Source organism: Burkholderia sp. BKH01 (assembly GCF_025685725.1).
GTDB lineage: Bacteria > Pseudomonadota > Gammaproteobacteria > Burkholderiales > Burkholderiaceae > Burkholderia > Burkholderia pyrrocinia_C.
In genome coordinates, this window is the sequence record NZ_JAOTQT010000032.1 from 25448 (window position 1) to 43352 (window position 17905).

Below are 17905 nucleotides of genomic sequence, written 5' to 3' on the forward strand. Positions count from 1 at the left end.
GTGTTCGGTGGTTCAGGTGTTCATGCGAATGTTCATGCGAAGCCGGCCGACGCGAGAAACGCGCGGCTCGCGGCGACGTCGCGCAGGCTCGTGCCCGCATTGCGCGGGTCGCGTTCCTGCTCGATCGTGATGTAGCCCGCGTAGCCGATGTCGTCGAGCGCACGCCGGATCGACCGGTAGTCGAGCACGCCGGTGCCGATCGGGCACATCACGCCGCGCGCGCACGCGGCGAAGAATGCGATGTGCTCGCCCATCACCGCGTCGTACACGGCCTTGTCGATATCCTTGAAATGCACGTAGTCGAGACGCGCCGCATGGCGGCGCAGCCATGTTTCCGGGTCCATGCCCGAGTAGTACAGGTGCCCCGTATCGAGACAGAGGCCGACCGTGTCGGCCGGAAGATCCGCGACGATCCGGTCGATCTCGTCCGCGAACTCGATGTAGCCGCCCGCATGCGGATGGATCACCGCGCGCACGCCGAACTCGTCGCGCGCGATCGTCGCGATCTGCCGGATGTGCTCGACCATCCGCGCCCACCGTTCGTCGGACAGCCGCGGCGCGCGATCGGCGTGGCCGGCCGCGTAATCGCGTTCTTCGTGGCCCCAGTCCATCACGACCAGGTACGGCGCCGCGTAGCGCTGCCCGTCCTGCGTCGGCAGCTTCGGCAGCCGCGTGATCAGCGCGCAGATCTCGCGCGTCTGGCGCAGCAGGTTCGGCAGGTTCTCCGGCGATACGAGATCGTCGAAGATCGTGCCGGCGGTAATGCTCAGGCGCTGCCGCTCGAGCTCGGCGCTCACCACGTCGAGTTCGAGCGGGATATAGCCGTACGGCCCGAGCTCGATGCCCGAGTAGCCGGCCTGCGCGGCCTCGGCGAGCACGTGCCGCCACGGCGGCAGGTGCGGGTTCTTCACGTCGTCGACACCCCAGCAGCAGGGTGCGCAACCAATCTTCATCGTCATGTCGGTCAGTCCGGCAGGAAAGCGGCGCACGGCCGCACGAGTCGTCGCGACGCGGCCACGGTTCAGCCGCGATAGAACGCGGGGCGTTCGGCCATCGCGATCGGTTCGACCGCGCCACTCTTTTGCGCTCGCACGCACGCGTCGGCCGCGACCGCCGCCGCGTAGCCGTCCCAGGCCGACGGGCCGGTGAGCGCACGCTGCCGCACGCCGTCGATGAACGCCTGCAGCTCGACGTCGTACGACGCGATGAAGCGCTCCTTCCAGTCGGTCATGATGTCGACCGATTGCCGCGCTGCATGCTTGAGCCCCACGGCCGGCGGATCCGGCAGCTTCGCGATGCCCTGCTCGCCGACCACCTCGCACTGGATGTCGTAGCCGTACTGGCAGTTCACGAAAATCTCGACGTCGATGCGCACGCCGCTCGCGGTTTCCAGCAGCACGATCTGCGGATCGGCGAGATGCGCGGACGCATGGCGCGTCTTCTTCGGATAAACGACCTGCGCACTCGCGTAATCTTCGCCGAGCAGCCAGCGCAGCACGTCGAGCTCGTGGATCAGCGTGTCGGTGATCGCCATGTCGGTCGTGTAGCGCTCGCCGACCGACTGGTTGCGGTGTGCGCAATGCAGCATCAGCGGCGCGCCGATCTCGCCGCTGTCGATCACGCGCTTCAGCGCACGATAGCCTTCGTCGTACGGCCGCATGAAGCCGACCTGCACGAGCCGCTTGCCGTGCGCGACTTCCGCTTCGACGATCCGCATGCAGCCGTCGGCCGTGACGGCGAGCGGCTTCTCGCAGAACACGGGCTTGCCGTGCGCGATCGCGTCGAGCACGAACGCTTCGTGCGTCGGCCCCCACGACGTGACGAGCACGGCCTGCACGTCGGCGGCCGCGACCACTTCATGGCCGTCGCCGTAGATCTCGGCATCGAGCCCGTACTTCGTCACCGCATCGCGCGCCTGCTGCGGATCGATGTCGTTGACGGCAACCACGCGCGCGCCGGACAGCGTGCGGGTCAATCTGCGGATATGGTCCTGGCCGATCGCGCCGCAACCGATCACGCCGATTTGCAAGGTCATCTATGATTCTCCAGTCGTTCATCAGCGGCGCGGCCCATGCCGCACCGGTCAGTAATCGTTCAGCGCGCCGTGCGATCGAAATGACGATCGACGTAGCGCTGGATCGTGTCGCGCATGTAGCGCGACGACGCTTCCGCGCGGTCCTCCCACGCGAACACGCACGACGACATCACGCCGTCGAAGCCCGCGGCGCCCAGCGCGCGGAAAAACACGTCCCAGTCGATCTCACCCTGCCCGATGTCGAGATGCTGGTGCACGCGGATCTGGTTCGAACCCGGCGGGTTCACGATGTAGCGCAGCTGGCTGCTCTTGCGGTGGTCGAAGGTGTCGGCCACGCGCACGTGCGCGAGGATCGGCGCGGCCTGCGCGATCATCGCGGCCATGTCGTCGCCGTAGTAGAACGTGTGCGGCGCGATATACGACAGCTTCAGCGACGGCGAGCCGAGGTTCGTCACGATGTCGATCGCCGGCTGCAGCTGCTCGATCCAGTCCTCCGGATGCGGCTCGACCGACAGCACGATGCCCTCGCGTTCGAGAATCGGCAGCAGCTCGTCCATCGACCGGAACCACGCGGCTTCGCACAGCTCCTTCGGATTCGCGCCCGGCCGCTCGCCGACCGAGCGCTCCGGCGACGCGCCGCGCCCGAACTCGGACACCATCAGCGCGCACTCCATCTCGAGCGCGACCTCGATCGCCTTCTTCCAGCAGCGCACGGCCCATTGACGCTCGTCCTCGAACGGACTCGCCCAGCGGTACATCGGCTGCAGCGATGCGAGGCCGACGCCGCTCGCACGCATCGCGTGGCGGAACGCGGCCATGCGTTCGCGCGTCGCGCGCGGCATCACCCACCAGTCGAGGAAATCGCTGCGCGGCGACAACTCGATCTGGTCGTAGCCGAGTTCGGCCACCGCGTGCGGCAACCGGTCGAGCGGCAGGTGGCGAATCATGTACGGGTCCAGCGCGATCTTCATCAGGCTTCCTTGGCGATATCGGATTCCGGTCGAACCGGCAGGGTCAGCGACGCTTCTTCTTGTTGCGATACTGGTCGGCGATCACGGCCGCGACGATGATCGCGCCCTTGACCATCTCCTGGTAATACGCGTCGATGCGGATGAACGTGAAGCCCGACGTCATCACACCGAGGATCAGCACGCCGATCACGGTGCCCGTCACGCGGCCGAGGCCGCCCGACAGCGACGTGCCGCCGATCACGACCGCGGCGATCGCGTCGAGCTCGTACATCACGCCCATGCCCGACTGGCCCGAGATCGCGCGCGCGGCCGTCACGGTGCCGGCGATCCCGCTCAGCAGGCCCGCGATCGCATAGACGAAGACCAGGTGACGCGTGACGTTGATACCCGACACGACGGCCGCGTGGCGGTTCGCGCCGATCGCATAGGTGTACTTGCCGAAGCGGGTGTAGCGCAGCACGACGTGGAAGATCGCGGCGATCACGAGAAAGATGATCACCGGATTGGCGCCCGCGCCGATGGCCGCGAACTGGTCGGTCAGCATCGACACGGGCATCCCGTTGGTGAACCACTTCGCGAACCCGCGTGCGGCGACCATCGTGCCGAGCGTCGCGATGAACGGCGGAATGCCCGTCATCGCGATCAGCGAGCCGTTCAGCAGGCCGACCAGCAGCCCGACGCACACGCCGGCCAGCACCGGCCAGATGATCGGCAGGTCGGTCAGGTGCGGAAACACCGCGCGCGGGAAGTCGGACACCTGCGCGAGGCTCGCCGACACGACCGCCGCAGCCGCCACGACCGACCCCGACGACAGGTCGATCCCGCTGGTGATGATCACGAGGTTCACGCCGACCGCGATGATGCCGATCACGGCCATCTGCAGCACGATGATCTCGAGCCGCTCGGCGTTGAACAGGAAGCTCTGGCCGACGACGATCCAGCCGACGATCTCGAAGAACAGGCTGATGCCGACCAGCACGAGAAAGATGCTCAGCTCGGGCGGCCACTTCGTGTGCCGCGACTTGATTGTCATGGACTGCGCGTCCGCGACCGGGTTCAGGTTGCCCATTTCAGTTGTCTCCAATCTTGTTTCGGCTCAACGCGACGCGAGATCCATGATGCGGACCTGGTCGGCGTCCTTGCGTTCGACGATGCCGGTCATGCGCCCTTCGTGCATCACCATCACGCGGTCGCTCATCCCCAGCACCTCCGGCATCTCCGACGAGATCATCAGCACCGCGACGCCCTTGCCGGCGAGCGCGCTGACGAGCCGGTGGATCTCGGCCTTCGCGCCGACGTCGATGCCGCGCGTCGGTTCGTCGAGGATCAGGATGCGCGGCTGCGTGAGCAGCCAGCGCCCGATCAGCACCTTCTGCTGGTTGCCGCCAGACAGGTTCTGGATCTCCTCGTGCAGGCCGGGCGATTTCACGCGCAGCATCCGGCTCATTTCCTCGCAGTCGCGCTTCAACTGCGCCTGCTGCACGAAATTGAACTTCACGTAGCGGTTGCTGAGCACCGCCGCTTCCATGTTCGCGAGCAGGTCGAGATTCAGGAAGCAGCCGCTGTCCTTGCGGTCCTCGGTCAGGAACGCCATCCCGTGCTTCATCGCCTGCGCCGGCGTCGCGATCCGCACCGGCTTGCCGTCGATCCGGATCTCGCCCGACGTGGCCGGCACGACGCCGAACAGCGCCTCGGCGACGTTCGAGCGCCCCGAGCCGACCAGGCCCGCGACACCGAGAATTTCTCCTGCACGCAGCTCGAAGCTCACGTCGCGGAACACGCCGTCGACGGCGAGGTTCTTCACCGACAGCACGACGTCGCCGATCGGCACCTCTTCCTTCGGGAACATCTGCGTGATCTCGCGCCCGACCATCATGCGGATGATGTCGTCGCGCGTGACGTCGCTCGACGCATGCGTGCCGATGTACTTGCCGTCGCGGAACACCGAGAACTCGTCGGCGATCTCGAACAGCTCGTTCATCTTGTGCGTGATGTAGACGATGCCCTTGCCCTGCTCGCGCAGCTGGCGAATGATCCGGAACAGGTGCGTGACCTCCTTGTCGGTCAGCGCCGACGTCGGCTCGTCCATGATCAGCACGTCCGAGTCGAACGACACGGCCTTCGCGATCTCGACCATCTGGCGGCTCGCGACCGTCAGCGTGCGCACGTCGGTTTCCGGATCGATGTCGATCGACAGCCGCTCGAACAGCGCGGCCGTGCGGCGGCGCAGCTCCGCGTGATCGATCAGGCCGAAGCGGTTCTTCGGTTCGCGGCGGATCCAGATGTTCTCCGCGACCGTCATGTACGGCATCAGGTTGAGTTCCTGGTGGATCATCGCGATCCCGCGATCGAGCGCATCGAGCGGGCCGTTCAGCACGACGGGTTCGCCGTTGATCAGGATCTCGCCCTGATCGGGCGTGTAGACGCCCGCGATGATCTTCATCAGCGTCGACTTGCCCGCGCCGTTCTCGCCCATCAGCGCATGGACGGTGCCGCGGCGCACGCGGAACTGCACGCCGTCGAGCGCGACGACGCCGGGAAAGGACTTGCCGACGCCGCGCACCTCGAGCACGCAGTCGGCCGCGGAAGGAGCCGGCGAACCGGGCGACCCGGATGCGCCGGACGACCCTCCGGATGAAGCGGCCGGCGCGTCGACGCCGGCCATCGGGCGCGCGATCCTGGCTGTAAACATGGACGTTCCTCGACAAGTCGCGCGCGAGCCCGGCCAGGCCGGGCCCGCGCAGTTCAACGGAAAAGCCGGTCAGTGCTTGGCGTACTGGTTCATGTTCTCCGGCGTCACGAGCTCGAACGGCACGTTCACGAAGCGGTCGACGTTCTGCTTCTTCGCGAGCTTCAGCGCGGCGGCAACCGACTGCGCGCCCTGCCCGATCGCGTTCTGGTACACGGACACCTTCAGCTCGCCGTTTTTCATCGATGCGAGGCCGTCCGGCGTCGCGTCGATGCCGGCGACGACGGTCTTCGGCGTCCACTTGCGCGCGGCTTTCAACGCGTTGATCGCGCCGATCGCCATTTCGTCGTTGTTCGACACGATCGCGTCGAACTTGGTCCCGGAGCTCAGCCAGTTCATCGTGATGTCCTGGCCCTGCGTGCGGCTCCACTTGCCTTCGCGCTTGTCGACGATCTTCATGCCCGAGCAGTCCTTCGTCGCGATCACGTCCTCGATGTCCTTGGTGCGGGCGCGCGCCGATTCGTTGGACAGCTCGCCCATCAGCACGAGGAGGTCGCCCTTGCCGCCGAGCAGCTTGCACACCTGGCGCGCCTGCAGCGTGCCCGACTGCTTCTCGTCGGACGCGACGACCGCGACGCCGGCCGGCAGCTTGTCGAAATCGACCGGCTTGCGGTTCACGTAGACGAGCGGGATCTTCGCCGCCGTCGCCATCTTCGTGATCTTCGGCGTCGCGTCGGTGTCGACCGCGTTCACGATGATCGCGTCGACCTTCTGCGCGATCATGTTCTGAACCTGGCTCAACTGCTTGCCGACGTCGTTGCCGCCGTCCTCGATCTGCACCGTCGCACCGTCCTTCTTCGCTGCGTCGGTGATGCTGTTGCGCAGGATCGTCAGGAACGTGTCGTCGAACGACGCCATCGTCACGCCGATCTTCTCGGCATGCGCGAGCGGCGCAGCCAGGATCGCGGCGGCCGCGACGGCCATCAGCTTGGTCTTCATGATCACTCTGTCTCCTCATCTCCGGGGGGCGGAAGACGGCGCGTTGCGCGCCGCCGGGCCGAGTCCGATACGGACTGAAGCATCCGGATGAAACTGTAGATCACTTCCTCGAAAATTTGGAAATTTATTTCTACGTGATTTCACCTAGGGAACTGGATTTCCAAAAAGTCTAGACTGCGTCCGTAGCCCGATTCCTTGCGGCAGGCAGCCTCGCGTCGTGCAGCGCACGTTGCGGACCGCCGCCGGAAGATCGGTCCCCTAAACTGCCGGCAGCGCGGAACGCCGGCCGCGAGCGTGATACGTGATATGAGCCTGCTGAACTTTCCGAGTGACCGCCCCATCGATCTCGCCTGCCTCGGCCGCGTGGCCGTGGATCTCTATGCGCAGCAGTACGGCAGCCGCCTGGAGGACGCGCGCAGCTTCCAGATGTATCTCGGCGGCTCGTCGGGCAACGTCGCGTTCGGCGTCGCCCGGCTCGGGCTGAAGACCGCGATGATCTCGCGCGTCGGCGACGAGCAGATGGGCCGCTTCCTGCGCGAGACGCTCGAGCGCGAAGGCTGCGACACGAGCCAGTTGCAGACCGACCGCGAGCGCCTCACCGCGCTGGTGCTGCTCGGGCTGAAGGATCGCGACACGTTCCCGCTGCTGTTCGTGCGCGAGAACTGCGCGGACATGGCCGTGCGCGCCGACGAGATCCGCGAGGACTTCATCGCCGGCTGCCGCGCGCTCGCGATCACCGGCACGCACCTTTCGACGCCGGCCACGCGCGAAGCGTCGCTGACCGCGCTCGGCTACGCGCGCCGCCATGGCGTCGTGCGGATCCTCGACATCGACTACCGGCCCGTGCTGTGGGGGCTGACCGCGCGCGGCGCGGGCGAAAACCGCTACGTGCCGGACGAGCAGGTGACGCGGCAGTTGCAGCAGGTGCTCGGCGAATTCGACCTGCTGGTCGGCACCGAGGAGGAATTCCTGATCGCGGGCGGCGTGCCGCACGACCTGATCGGTTCGTTGCAGGCGGTGCGCGGGATCACGAACGCCACGCTGGTCGTCAAGCGCGGCGCGCTCGGCTGCTGCGTGATCGAAGGCGACATCCCCGCGCGCATCGACGATGCGCCGACCTTCCTCGGCGAACGCGTCGAAGTGCTCAACGTGCTCGGCGCAGGCGACGCGTTCCTGTCCGGCCTGCTGTCGGGGCTGCTGCGCGGCCGCGACTGGGCCGAATCGACGCGCATCGCGAACGCGTGCGGCGCGATCGTCGTGTCGCGCCATGCATGCTCGGCCGCGATGCCGACGCCGGCCGAACTCGCACACTGGTTCGACGGTAGCCGCAATCCCGTGGTCGACGCGGACCGCACGCTCGCGCACCTGCATCGCGTCACGGTGCCGCGCCGCGAATGGGACGACCTGTGCGTGATGGCGTTCGACCATCGCAGCCAGTTCTACGAACTCGCGGTGCAGGCCGGCGCGGACGAAGCGCGGATCAAGACGCTGAAGCGCCTGCTCGTGCGCGCGGCCGAACAGGTCGAGCGCGATCGTCATATCGAAGGCCACGTCGGCGTGCTGATCGACGGCGGCGCGTACGGCAGCGACGCGCTCGCGTCGGCCACCGGGCGCGGCTGGTGGGTCGGCCGCCCGGTCGAGCTGCCGGGCTCGCGGCCGCTGCGCTTCGACGAGACGCGCTCGGTCGGCTCGTCGCTCACGCACTGGCCGACCGAGCAGGTCGTGAAGTGCCTCGTTCACTACCACCCCGACGACGACGTCGACCTGCGCGTCGAGCAGGAGCAGCGCGTGCTGGAGCTGTGGGAAGCCACGCGCGCCAGCGGCAACGAGCTGCTGCTGGAAGTCATTCCGCCGCGCGCGGTCACGCCGGCCGGCACCGAGGACGATGCGGTGCTGCGCGCGGTCGCGCGCTTCTACAACCTCGGCGTGATGCCTGAATGGTGGAAGCTCACGCCGATGAGCGCCGACGGCTGGGCACGGCTCGAAGCGCTGGTCGCCGAACGCGATCGTTACTGCCGCGGCGCGGTGATCCTCGGGCTGAACCAGCCGCTGCAATATCTCGTCGACAGCTTCCGCTCGGCGACCAACCCGATCGTCAAGGGCTTCATGGTCGGGCGCACGCTGTGGGCCGATGCGTCGCTGAACTGGCTTGCCGGCCGGATCGACGACCAGGCGCTGATCGACGAAGTCGCCGGCAACTTCGCGCAGCTCGTGGACGCGTGGCTCGGCCGCCGCGGCACCGCGCGCGCCGCCGCGGCCTGATGCGCGTGCCCGTCATGACCGATCCGATCCTTCCTCACCGACCGACGATGACCCCTACCGTGAGACTGACCGTCAGCCAGGCGCTCGTGCGCTACCTGGCCGCCCTGCGCGCCGAAGTCGTCCAGCCCGACGGCCGCACCGAGATCCTGCCGTACTGCGGCGGCGTGTTCGCCATCTTCGGCCACGGCAACGTGGCCGGGCTCGGCGAAGCGTTGCACGCCGAGAAAGACCGGCTGCCGACGTTCCGCGCGCATAACGAGCAAGGGATGGCCAACGCGGCCGTCGCGTTCGCGAAAGCGAATTTCCGCCAGCGGATGATGGCCGCGACGTCGAGCATCGGCCCCGGCGCGACCAACATGCTGACGTCGGCCGCGCTCGCGCACGTCGGCCGGCTGCCGCTGTTGCTGCTGCCCGGCGACGTGTTCGTGTCGCGGCTGCCCGACCCCGTGCTGCAGCAGGTCGAGAATTTCGAACAGGGCGACGTCAGCGCGAACGACTGCTTCCGCCCCGTCACGCGCTACTTCGACCGCATCACGTCGCCCGAGCAACTGCTCGTCGCGCTGCCGCGCGCGATCCAGGTGATGACCGACCCCGCGCAGTGCGGCCCCGTGTGCCTCGCGCTGCCTCAGGACGTGCAGACCTTCGCGTACGACTGGCCCGAGGATTTCTTCGCGCCGCCGGTGATCCGGATGCGCCGGCCGCCGGCCGACCCGCTCGAACTCGCCGATGCGCTCGACGTGCTGAAGGCGGCGAAGAAGCCGCTGATCGTCGCCGGCGGCGGCGTGCTGTACAGCCAGGCGTGGGACGCGCTGCGCGCGTTCGCCGACACGCACGGCGTGCCGGTCGCCGAATCGCAGGCCGGCAAGGGCAGCCTCGCGTGGGACCATCCGCTGAACCTCGGGTCGATCGGCGTGACGGGCTCGCCCGCCGCGAACCGTGCGGCCGCGCAGGCCGACGTCGTGCTCGCGGTCGGCACGCGGCTGCAGGATTTCACGACCGGCTCGCACGCGCTTTACGGCGACGCGACGCTGCTGAGCCTGAACGTGCAGCCGTTCGATGCGGGCAAGAAACGCGGCCGGCAACTGGTCGCCGATGCGCGCACGGGCCTCGGCCAGTTGTCGGCCGCGCTGGCCGGCTGGCGCGCCGACGCGGCGTGGACGGCCGCCAACCGCGACCAGGCCGCCGCGTGGAACGCGCGCGTGGCCGAGCTGACGACGCGTGTGCCGAAGGACACGCTGCCGTACGACGCGGAAGTGATCGGCGCGGTGCGCGACTCCGCGGCCGACGCGGGGCGCGACAGCGCGCGCGACGACCTCGTCGTGTGCGCGGCCGGCACGCTGCCGGCCGAGCTGCACAAGCTGTGGCGCAGCGGCGTGCCGGGCAACTACCACATGGACTATGCGTATTCGTGCATGGGCTACGAGGTCGCGGGCGGCCTCGGCGCGAAGCTCGCACGGCCCGAGCGCGAAGTGATCGTGATCGTCGGCGACGGCTCGTACATGATGCTCAACGCGGAGCTCGCCACGTCCGTGATGCTCGGCCGCAAGCTGATCGTCGTGATCCTCGACAACCGCGGCTACGGCTGCATCGAGCGGCTGCAACTGAATTGTGGCGGCGCGAGCTTCAACAACATGCTCGACGACTGCGTGCCGGAAGGCGGCGCGCGCTCGACGATCGACTTCGCGATGCATGCGCGTGCGATGGGCGCCGACGCCGTGCACGTGCGCGACGTCGGCGAGCTGCGCAGCGAAATGAAGCGCGCACGCGCGGCGAAGACGAGCCAGGTACTCGTGATCGACACCACGCACAAGCGCACGACCGACGACGGCGGCGCGTGGTGGGAAGTCGCGGTGCCGCAGGTATCCGAGCGCGCCGGCGTCGAGCAGGCGCACCGCGCGTATCTCGACGCAAAGACCCGGCAGCGGCGCTGATGCCGCGCGCTGCCCCCTCCCCGCGAAAAACACATTCGAAGCAAGGAATCACGTCATGAGCTGGAACGTCCGCATCGGTATCAATCCCCTGTCGTGGATGAACGACGACCTGCCTTCGCTCGGCGGCGAGACGCCGCTCGAAACGGCACTGAAGGAAGGCGCCGAAATCGGCTACGCAGGCTTCGAGCTCGGCAACAAGTTCCCGAAGACGGGCCCCGAACTGAAGGCGAAGCTCGCCGAGTTCGGGCTCGTGTGCGTATCGGGCTGGTATTCGGGCTTCCTCGCGGAAGTCGAACCGGGCATGACCGACGCCGATGCGGTCGATGTGGAAATCGAGCGCTGCCGCGCGCACATGACGAAGCTGCAGTACAACGACGTGAAGGTCGTCGTGTACGGCGAATGCGCGGGCACGATCCAGGGCAGCATCGACACGCCGGTCGCGAAGCGGCCGCGCTTCGTCGACGACGCAGCATGGCAGCGCTATGCGGCGCGCCTCGACGCATTCGGCGCGCACCTGCTCGACACGTACGGGATCAAGCTCGCCTACCATCACCACATGGGCGCGTACGTCGAATCGCCCGACGACGTCGACCGGCTGATGGCGCTGACCGACCCGGCGAAGGTGTTCCTGCTGTTCGACACCGGCCACGCATATTTCGGCGGCGCGGCCGACCCGGTGACGCTGCTGAAGAAGCACGTGTCGCGTGTGGTCCACGTGCACTGCAAGGACGTGCGCGCGCAAGTCGTCACGCAGGCGCGCAACGATGGCTGGAGCTTCCTGAACGGCGTGATCAACGGCACCTTCACGGTGCCCGGCGACGGCGCGCTCGACTACGACGCGACACTGCGCACGCTGAAGGACGCCGGCTACGAAGGCTGGCTCGTCGTCGAGGCCGAGCAGGATCCGGCCGTCGCGCCGAGCTACGCGTATGCGAAAAAGGGCTACGAGTCGCTGCGCGCGATCGTCGACCGGTTGAGTGCGTGAGCCACGCAAGTGCCCGAACGCTTGAGCCCTACCCTATTGCGGAGCCCCACCCCATGACGATTTCTCCCCTGCTGGTCAAGGCATCCGCCGACCGCGAAATCTGCAACGTCACGCCCGAGTCGGCCGGCTGGAAGCATGTCGGTTTTCGCGCGCTGCGCCTGAAGGCCGGCGACACCGAAACGCTCGACACAGGCACGCGCGAGCTGTGCGTCGTCGTGCTGACGGGCACGGTGCGCGCGGACGTCGACGGCGAAACCTACGATGCGCTCGGCAAGCGCGACAGCGTATTCGAAGACGTGTCGCCGGACGCGCTGTACGTGCCGGGCGGCAAGACGGTCACGCTGGTCGCGACGCGCGATGCGGAAGTCGCGCTGTGCACCGCGCCGTCCGCGAGCGGCGACAAGCCGGTGCGGCGCCTCGACGGCGAACGGATGCGCCGTTCGGTGCGCGGGCAAGGCACCAACACGCGCTACGTGTGCGACATCCTGATGGGCGACAACCCTGCGGCCGACCGGCTGCTGGTCGTCGAGGTCGTCACGCCGGCCAGCCATTCGAGCAGCTATCCGCCGCACAAGCACGACCGCGACGCGGCGCCCGACGAAACCTCGCTCGAGGAAACCTATTACCACCGGATCGATCCGCCGCAGGGCTTTGCGTTCCAGCGCGTGTACACGGACGACCGCAGCCTCGACGAAGCGTGCGCGGTCGAGAACCACGACGTCGTGATGGTGCCGCGCGGCTATCACCCGGTCGTCGCGCCGCACGGCTACAACCTGTATTACCTGAACGTGATGGCCGGGCCGAGCCGCGCGTGGGCGTTCAAGAACGATCCCGCGCACGAGTGGATGCTCGACGCGGCGCCGAAGCGCTGAACGAATCACGGGCAAGCGCGCGGCCCGTGACGAGGCGACGCCGGCGCGCGAACACGACTTGCGACGATACGGAGCCGCCATGGTGACGACCTTCCTGCGCAGCGATCACGCGCCCTTCGACGACGACACGCCGCACACGGCGCTGCCGCGCTTCAATGCCGACGTCGCGCGCCGGCTCGGGGAAATCGCGGTCAATATCGCGTCGCGCCGCGGGCTGCCGATCGCGGTCGGCATCGTCGGCGAAGCGGCACCGCTGTTCTACTGCGTGCTAGACGGCAGCCGTGCGGAAGACAGCGACGCGATCCGCCGCCGGCAAAACACGGTGCTCCGTTTCGGCCTGAGTTCGCTCGAGGTCGGCGCGCGGTTTCGCCGCGCCGGCTGGTCGCTGCGGTCGCAGGGCCTGTCGGACGACGACTATGCGCTCGACGGCGGCGGCGTGCCGTTGCGAGTCGCCGGCGCGGGCCTCGTCGGTGCGATGACGATCGCGGGGCTCGATTCCGAACGCAATCACGCGCTCGTCGTCGAGAGCCTGCGCTGGCATGTCGGCGCGAACGCGCTGGCGATGATCGCTTGACGACGCGATCGGCACGATCGGCGCATGCTCGCCGATCGTGCCGATTTGCCGTATCGCAGGATCAGTTCAACCCGCCGCTCACGACGAGGTGTTCGCCGGTCATCCAGCGTGCATCGTCCGATGCGAGGAACACGGCGACCGACGCGATGTCGTTCGGCTCGCCGAGGCGGCCGAGCGGCGTCTGGCCAAGCACCTGCGCTTCGAGATCGGAACCGATGATGCCCGCGCTGTGCGTGCCCTCGGTCACCACCATGCCCGGGTTGATCGCGTTCACGCGGATCTTGCGCGGGCCGAGCTCGAGCGCGAGCACGCCGGTGATCGCGTCGACCGCGCCCTTGGTGCCGCTGTACACCGCGCTGGCGGGCGGCGTGATGCTGGTCACCACCGAGCTGATGTTGATGATGCTCGCGCCTTCGCCGAGATGCTTGACGGCCGCCTGCGTCGTGAGCAGCACGCCGAACACGTTCGTATCGAACTGCCGGCGGTAGTGCTCTTCGGTGATCGCTTCGATCGGCGCGAATTCGTACACGCCGGAATTGTTGACGAGCACGTCGAGACGGCCGTACGTGTCGATCGCCGTATCGACGATGCGCTGCGCGTCGGCTGCCTTCGACACGTCGCCGCCGACCGCGACCGCGCGGCCGCCGGCTTCGACGATCGCGCTCACCACCGCGTCGGCACCCGCCTTGCTGCTCGCGTAATTGACGACGACCGACGCGCCTTCCGCGGCCAGCGCCCGCGCGATCGCGGCGCCGATGCCCTTCGATCCGCCCGTGACGATCGCTACCTTGCCTGTCAGCTTGCTCATGATTTCATTCCTCTGTCAGATGACTTTCGATGGATGGCGCCGGTTGCTGCGTCGATGCCGCGGCCCGGCATGAGGGGCAATTTAAGGCGCCGCGCGGCGGCGATAAAGCGGCTCGACGCGAATTGTCTGGCGGGGCCAGCCGAACAATCGGTTCGGCGCCGTCAGCCGGCGCTCAGCCAGGCGTTGGCGATGTCTCCGCCCAGGCCGTCGAGCGCGCCGTCGTAGACGATCCGTCCGCGCCCCATTACCGCGACGCGCGTCGTCAACCTCGGCGCAAGCTGCAAGCGCTGCTCGATCAACACGATCGCGACGCCATCGGCCTGCAGTGCGGCGAGGCACGCACCGACTTCGTCGGCCGCGAGCGGCGCGAGCCCTTCGGCCGGTTCGTCGACGATCAGCACGCGCGGGCTGCCGGCGAGCGCACGCACCAGCGCGAGCACCTGCTGCTCGCCGCCCGACAGCCGCCCGGCCTTCACGTCCGCGCGCGCGGCCAGCAGCGGAAAACGGTCGAACAGGCGGTCGAGTGCCACGTGTTCGGCCACGCCACGCGTGCCGCGCAGCCCGAGCTTCAGGTTGTCGCGCACGGTCAGCAGCGGAAACACGTCGCGGCTTTCGGCAACGTAAGCGACGCCGCGCCGCGCGATCTCGAACGTGCGCGCACCCGCGCATTCGGCGCCGGCGATGCGCACCGAGCCGGCCGTGCGCACGAGCCCCATCACGGCCTTCGCGAGCGTCGAGCGCCCCGAGCCGTTGCGGCCGAGCAGCGCGAGCGTCTCGCCCGGCGCGAGCGCGAGATCGACGCCGTCGAGCACGGGCTGCAGCCCGTACCACGCGCGCAGGTCGCGAATGTCGAGCAGTGCGTTCGTCATACGCTGCCCTCCCCGAGATACGCGGCGCGCACGGCTGGATCGGCGCGGATCGCATCGGGCTCGCCGGTCGCGACCACCGTGCCGCGCACGAGCACCGTGATGCGCTCGGCGAAGCCGAACACCGCATCCATGTCGTGCTCGATCATCAGCACCGTACGGCCCTGCGTCGTCGCCCGGATCAGCGCGATCATCCGCGCCGCCTGCGCGCGGCTCATGCCGGCCGTCGGCTCGTCGAGCAGCAGCGTGCGCGCGCCGCTCGCGAGCGCGATCCCGAGATCGAGCGCACGCTGCTCCGCATAGCCCAGTTCGGCGGCCGGCGTGTCGCGCCGCGCGTCGAGACCGATGTCGCGCAGCACGCGCGCGGCCGCGAGATCGACCGACGCCGATTCGCGCAGCCGGTTCCACCAGCGCCGCCGCTCGGCCGGCGCATGCAGCGCCGCGCAGCGCAGGTTGTCGAATACGGTCAGCCGCGCGAACGCGCTCGTCTGCTGGAAACTGCGGCCGATGCCGAGGCGGCTCGCGACGACCGGCCCGCGTCCGCGCAACTCGACGCCGTGTAGCACGACGCGCCCGCGCGTCGGCCGCGTCGCACCCGCGATCACGCCGAACAACGTCGACTTGCCCGCGCCGTTCGGCCCGATCAGCGCATGGCGCTCGCCGGCCGCGATGTTCAATTCGACGCCGTCGAGCACGGTCTGCGCACCGAAACGCTGCGTGATGCCGTGGAGCGCGATCGCATTGCCGTTCATCGCCCGTCCTCCCGCTTGCCGGCCTGCGTGCCCTGCGCGAACCGCGCGCGCCAGCCCCACAGCAGCGTGCCGATGCCGGCCGCCGAGCACGCGACGGCCCAGCCGGCCGGTGTATCGGCGTCGATGCCCCAGGCGCCGAACGCGAGGCCCGTGCCGTCATCCTGCGCGAAGCGCCACGCGTAACCGAGCTCGGCCGCGCAGACGATCGCGACGCCCCAGAACACGCACGCGCCGACGCCGCACAGCATGCGCCACCGCTCGGCCGCCGGCGCGCCACGGCGCAACGCATGCGCGAGCGCTTGCGCGATGCCCGCGATCCCGCGCGGCGCAGCAACGACGATCACGACGAACAACACGCCGAGATACAGCGCCCACGCGCGCGACACGCCCGCGACGACGATGCTCAGCGCGGTCAGCATCGCCGCGCCGGCCGCCGGCCCGAAGAACGCGCCGGTGCCGCCGATCACCACGGCGATCAGCACGGTCGCCGAGCGCGCCATCGACACGCTGTCGGGTGTCGCTATTTCGACGTCGATCAGCGTCAGCGTGCCGGCGATGCCCGCGAAGAACGATGCGCAAGTGACCATCCAGAGCCGCACGCGGCGCGGATCGGTGCCGAGCGCGGCAACGCGTTCCGGGTTGTCGCGCACCGCGTTCGCGAGCCGCGCAAGCGGCGTGCGCGTCAGCGCATGCATCGCGAACGCCGACACGACGCACCATGCGGCGATCACCGCGTACGCCTGCACCGGCGCGCCGAAATGCCAGCCGCCCCACTGTGTGCCGCTCGCGCGATCGATCGGCACGCCGCCGATGCCGCCGAACCACGCGGGCACGCTCCACGCGGCGGCGGCGACGCATTCGCCGAGCCCCAGCGTGATCATCGCGAACGCGGTGCCTGAACGGCGCGTCGCGAGCAGCCCGGCGACGAAGCCGAAGCCCGCGCCGGCCGTGCCGCCGACGAGCGGCAGCAGCGGCAGCGGGCCGCCGAAGCGGTTGAACCAGTGCGCGGCCGCGAAGGCGCCGAGGCCCGCAAACGCCGCATGCCCGAACGACAGCAGCCCGGTCGTGCCGAGCTGCAGGTTGTACGACAGCGCGAGCACGACGAGCGCGGCCGTCTGTGCGAGATAACCGAGCACCGCGCCGTGCGGCCACAGCCACGCGGGCAGCGCGACGCAGGCGGCGAACAGCGCCCAGCCTGCAAGGTCGGCGAGCGCGCGGCTACGCATCGGCACGCTCGCCGAACAGCCCACGCGGCCGCGCGACCAGCACCGCGACCAGCAGCAGGTACGGCACCAGCGGCGCCAGCTGCGCGATCGACACCGCGGCCACGCTGTCGGGCAGCGCGACGCCGGCCCATAACGCGAGGTCGCGCAGCGACGTGTCGCTCGCGGCCGCGAAGGTCTGCGCGAAACCGACCGCGAGCGACGCGGCGAACGCGCCGCCGAGCGAGCCGAGCCCGCCGATCACGACGACCGCGAACACGACCGACCCGACGGTCTCGGCCAGCGCGGGTTCGATCACCGCGAGCGGCGCACCGATCACGCCGGCCAGCGCCGCGAGCGCGGTGCCCGTGCCGAACAACAAGGTCATCACGCGCGGCACGTCGTAGCCGAGCGCCTCGACGGCCGCGCGATGCGTGAGCGCCGCGCGCACGACGAGCCCGATGCGCGACACGCGCAACAGCGCGCCGAGCGCGACCAGCATCGCCGCGGACATCCCCATCATGAACAACCGGTAGCGCGGCAGCGCGAGGCCGAACACGGTCACGGGCGCACCGTCGAACAGCGGCGGCACGGGCGCCGGCAGCGGCGCGAGCCCCCACAGCAGTTTCGCGCCCTCGCCGATCAGGTACGCGAGGCCGAAGGTCAGCAGCAACTCGCTCGTATGGCCGCGTGCCTGCACGCGGCGCAGCAGCCAGCGTTCGCAGCCGGCGCCGAGCAGCCCGACCGCGAGCGGCGCGAGCACGAGCGCGGGCCAGAAGCCCGCGCTCGCCGCGATGCTGTAGCCGACATACGCGCCGAGCATGTAGAAACTCGCATGCGCGAAGTTGAGCACGCCCTGCACGCTGAAGATCAGCGTGAGGCCCGCCGACAGCATGAACAGCAGCAAACCGTAGCTGAGGCCGTTGAAGGCCTGGAGCGCGAACGCGTGCACCGCCGCG

The 17905-nt window shown here is 69.0% G+C and carries 16 protein-coding genes; 5 read left to right on the forward strand and 11 right to left on the reverse strand.

All coding sequences use genetic code 11. The annotated features are described in order from the left end of the window. Positions 1-32: 32 nt before the first annotated feature. From OEJ37_RS31035 to OEJ37_RS31060, 6 genes are all read right to left on the reverse strand, one after another. The gene (locus OEJ37_RS31035) at positions 33-959 is read right to left on the reverse strand and encodes a TIM barrel protein (protein ID WP_175918743.1); all 927 of its coding nucleotides are present in this window, start codon (positions 957-959) and stop codon (positions 33-35) included. A 62-nt stretch (positions 960-1021) separates the two neighbouring features. After that, a complete protein-coding gene (locus OEJ37_RS31040; protein ID WP_263348580.1) occupies positions 1022-2035 on the reverse strand; it encodes a Gfo/Idh/MocA family oxidoreductase in 1014 nt (337 codons plus the stop codon). Between the two features lie 59 nt (positions 2036-2094). Continuing rightward, positions 2095-3006: a sugar phosphate isomerase/epimerase family protein gene (locus tag OEJ37_RS31045; RefSeq protein ID WP_175918745.1), complete on the reverse strand. Its 912-nt coding sequence runs from the start codon at positions 3004-3006 to the stop codon at positions 2095-2097. A 43-nt stretch (positions 3007-3049) separates the two neighbouring features. Further along, a complete protein-coding gene (locus tag OEJ37_RS31050; RefSeq protein WP_263348673.1) occupies positions 3050-4075 on the reverse strand; it encodes an ABC transporter permease in 1026 nt (341 codons plus the stop codon). 27 nt (positions 4076-4102) lie between these two features. Beyond that, positions 4103-5698 carry a sugar ABC transporter ATP-binding protein gene (locus tag OEJ37_RS31055; protein WP_263348583.1) on the reverse strand — a complete coding sequence of 532 codons (1596 nt, stop codon included), beginning with the start codon at positions 5696-5698 and terminating at the stop codon, positions 4103-4105. A 69-nt stretch (positions 5699-5767) separates the two neighbouring features. Then, complete coding sequence (locus OEJ37_RS31060) at positions 5768-6694, reverse strand: sugar ABC transporter substrate-binding protein (protein ID WP_263348584.1); 927 nt, start codon at positions 6692-6694, stop codon at positions 5768-5770. A gap of 306 nt (positions 6695-7000) precedes the next feature. Between OEJ37_RS31060 and OEJ37_RS31065 the strand changes: the two genes are divergently transcribed. From OEJ37_RS31065 to OEJ37_RS31085, 5 genes are all read left to right on the forward strand, one after another. Further along, positions 7001-8956: a bifunctional 5-dehydro-2-deoxygluconokinase/5-dehydro-2-deoxyphosphogluconate aldolase gene (locus OEJ37_RS31065; protein WP_263348586.1), complete on the forward strand. Its 1956-nt coding sequence runs from the start codon at positions 7001-7003 to the stop codon at positions 8954-8956. A gap of 47 nt (positions 8957-9003) precedes the next feature. After that, positions 9004-10887, forward strand: a complete 1884-nt coding sequence (iolD, locus tag OEJ37_RS31070) for a 3D-(3,5/4)-trihydroxycyclohexane-1,2-dione acylhydrolase (decyclizing) (protein WP_263348588.1) — start codon at positions 9004-9006, stop codon at positions 10885-10887. Positions 10888-10942: 55 nt separating this feature from the next. Beyond that, positions 10943-11872, forward strand: a complete 930-nt coding sequence (gene iolE / locus OEJ37_RS31075; RefSeq protein WP_263348590.1) for a myo-inosose-2 dehydratase — start codon at positions 10943-10945, stop codon at positions 11870-11872. A gap of 53 nt (positions 11873-11925) precedes the next feature. After that, on the forward strand, positions 11926-12744 hold the full coding sequence (gene iolB / locus OEJ37_RS31080; RefSeq protein WP_263348592.1) for a 5-deoxy-glucuronate isomerase: 819 nt from the start codon (positions 11926-11928) through the stop codon (positions 12742-12744). Positions 12745-12823: 79 nt separating this feature from the next. Then, on the forward strand, positions 12824-13318 hold the full coding sequence (locus OEJ37_RS31085) for a heme-degrading domain-containing protein (protein WP_263348594.1): 495 nt from the start codon (positions 12824-12826) through the stop codon (positions 13316-13318). Positions 13319-13379: 61 nt separating this feature from the next. Here the strand turns inward: OEJ37_RS31085 and OEJ37_RS31090 are convergent, their stop codons facing one another. From OEJ37_RS31090 to OEJ37_RS31110, 5 genes are all read right to left on the reverse strand, one after another. Further along, positions 13380-14126, reverse strand: coding sequence for an SDR family NAD(P)-dependent oxidoreductase (locus OEJ37_RS31090; protein WP_174420497.1), 747 nt, complete (start codon positions 14124-14126; stop codon positions 13380-13382). Positions 14127-14287: 161 nt separating this feature from the next. Beyond that, positions 14288-14995 (reverse strand): ABC transporter ATP-binding protein, encoded by a 708-nt coding sequence (locus tag OEJ37_RS31095; protein ID WP_175918751.1) that lies wholly within the window; start codon positions 14993-14995, stop codon positions 14288-14290. Then, positions 14992-15744, reverse strand: a complete 753-nt coding sequence (locus OEJ37_RS31100; protein WP_175918752.1) for an ABC transporter ATP-binding protein — start codon at positions 15742-15744, stop codon at positions 14992-14994. Before OEJ37_RS31100 ends, OEJ37_RS31095 begins: the two co-directional genes overlap by 4 nt. Next, on the reverse strand, positions 15741-16970 hold the full coding sequence (locus OEJ37_RS31105; RefSeq protein WP_263348597.1) for a branched-chain amino acid ABC transporter permease: 1230 nt from the start codon (positions 16968-16970) through the stop codon (positions 15741-15743). The genes OEJ37_RS31100 and OEJ37_RS31105 overlap by 4 nt, the downstream gene beginning before the upstream one ends. Continuing rightward, positions 16963-17898, reverse strand: a complete 936-nt coding sequence (locus OEJ37_RS31110; protein ID WP_174420519.1) for a branched-chain amino acid ABC transporter permease — start codon at positions 17896-17898, stop codon at positions 16963-16965. Before OEJ37_RS31110 ends, OEJ37_RS31105 begins: the two co-directional genes overlap by 8 nt. Positions 17899-17905: the final 7 nt, after the last annotated feature.

What these genes read in the sequence shown, in the direction of transcription:
- iolD (WP_263348588.1), top strand. Translation starts at nt 9,004, where the DNA reads ATGACCCCTACCGTGAGACTGACCGTCAGCCAGGCGCTCGTGCGCTAC.
- iolE (WP_263348590.1), top strand. Translation starts at nt 10,943, where the DNA reads ATGAGCTGGAACGTCCGCATCGGTATCAATCCCCTGTCGTGGATGAAC.
- OEJ37_RS31065 (WP_263348586.1), top strand. Translation starts at nt 7,001, where the DNA reads ATGAGCCTGCTGAACTTTCCGAGTGACCGCCCCATCGATCTCGCCTGC.
- OEJ37_RS31055 (WP_263348583.1), bottom strand. Translation starts at nt 5,698, where the DNA reads ATGTTTACAGCCAGGATCGCGCGCCCGATGGCCGGCGTCGACGCGCCG.
- OEJ37_RS31105 (WP_263348597.1), bottom strand. Translation starts at nt 16,970, where the DNA reads ATGCGTAGCCGCGCGCTCGCCGACCTTGCAGGCTGGGCGCTGTTCGCC.
- OEJ37_RS31090 (WP_174420497.1), bottom strand. Translation starts at nt 14,126, where the DNA reads ATGAGCAAGCTGACAGGCAAGGTAGCGATCGTCACGGGCGGATCGAAG.
- OEJ37_RS31035 (WP_175918743.1), bottom strand. Translation starts at nt 959, where the DNA reads ATGACGATGAAGATTGGTTGCGCACCCTGCTGCTGGGGTGTCGACGAC.
- OEJ37_RS31100 (WP_175918752.1), bottom strand. Translation starts at nt 15,744, where the DNA reads ATGAACGGCAATGCGATCGCGCTCCACGGCATCACGCAGCGTTTCGGT.
- OEJ37_RS31050 (WP_263348673.1), bottom strand. Translation starts at nt 4,075, where the DNA reads ATGGGCAACCTGAACCCGGTCGCGGACGCGCAGTCCATGACAATCAAG.
- OEJ37_RS31095 (WP_175918751.1), bottom strand. Translation starts at nt 14,995, where the DNA reads ATGACGAACGCACTGCTCGACATTCGCGACCTGCGCGCGTGGTACGGG.
- OEJ37_RS31060 (WP_263348584.1), bottom strand. Translation starts at nt 6,694, where the DNA reads ATGAAGACCAAGCTGATGGCCGTCGCGGCCGCCGCGATCCTGGCTGCG.
- OEJ37_RS31085 (WP_263348594.1), top strand. Translation starts at nt 12,824, where the DNA reads ATGGTGACGACCTTCCTGCGCAGCGATCACGCGCCCTTCGACGACGAC.
- OEJ37_RS31045 (WP_175918745.1), bottom strand. Translation starts at nt 3,006, where the DNA reads ATGAAGATCGCGCTGGACCCGTACATGATTCGCCACCTGCCGCTCGAC.
- iolB (WP_263348592.1), top strand. Translation starts at nt 11,926, where the DNA reads ATGACGATTTCTCCCCTGCTGGTCAAGGCATCCGCCGACCGCGAAATC.
- OEJ37_RS31040 (WP_263348580.1), bottom strand. Translation starts at nt 2,035, where the DNA reads ATGACCTTGCAAATCGGCGTGATCGGTTGCGGCGCGATCGGCCAGGAC.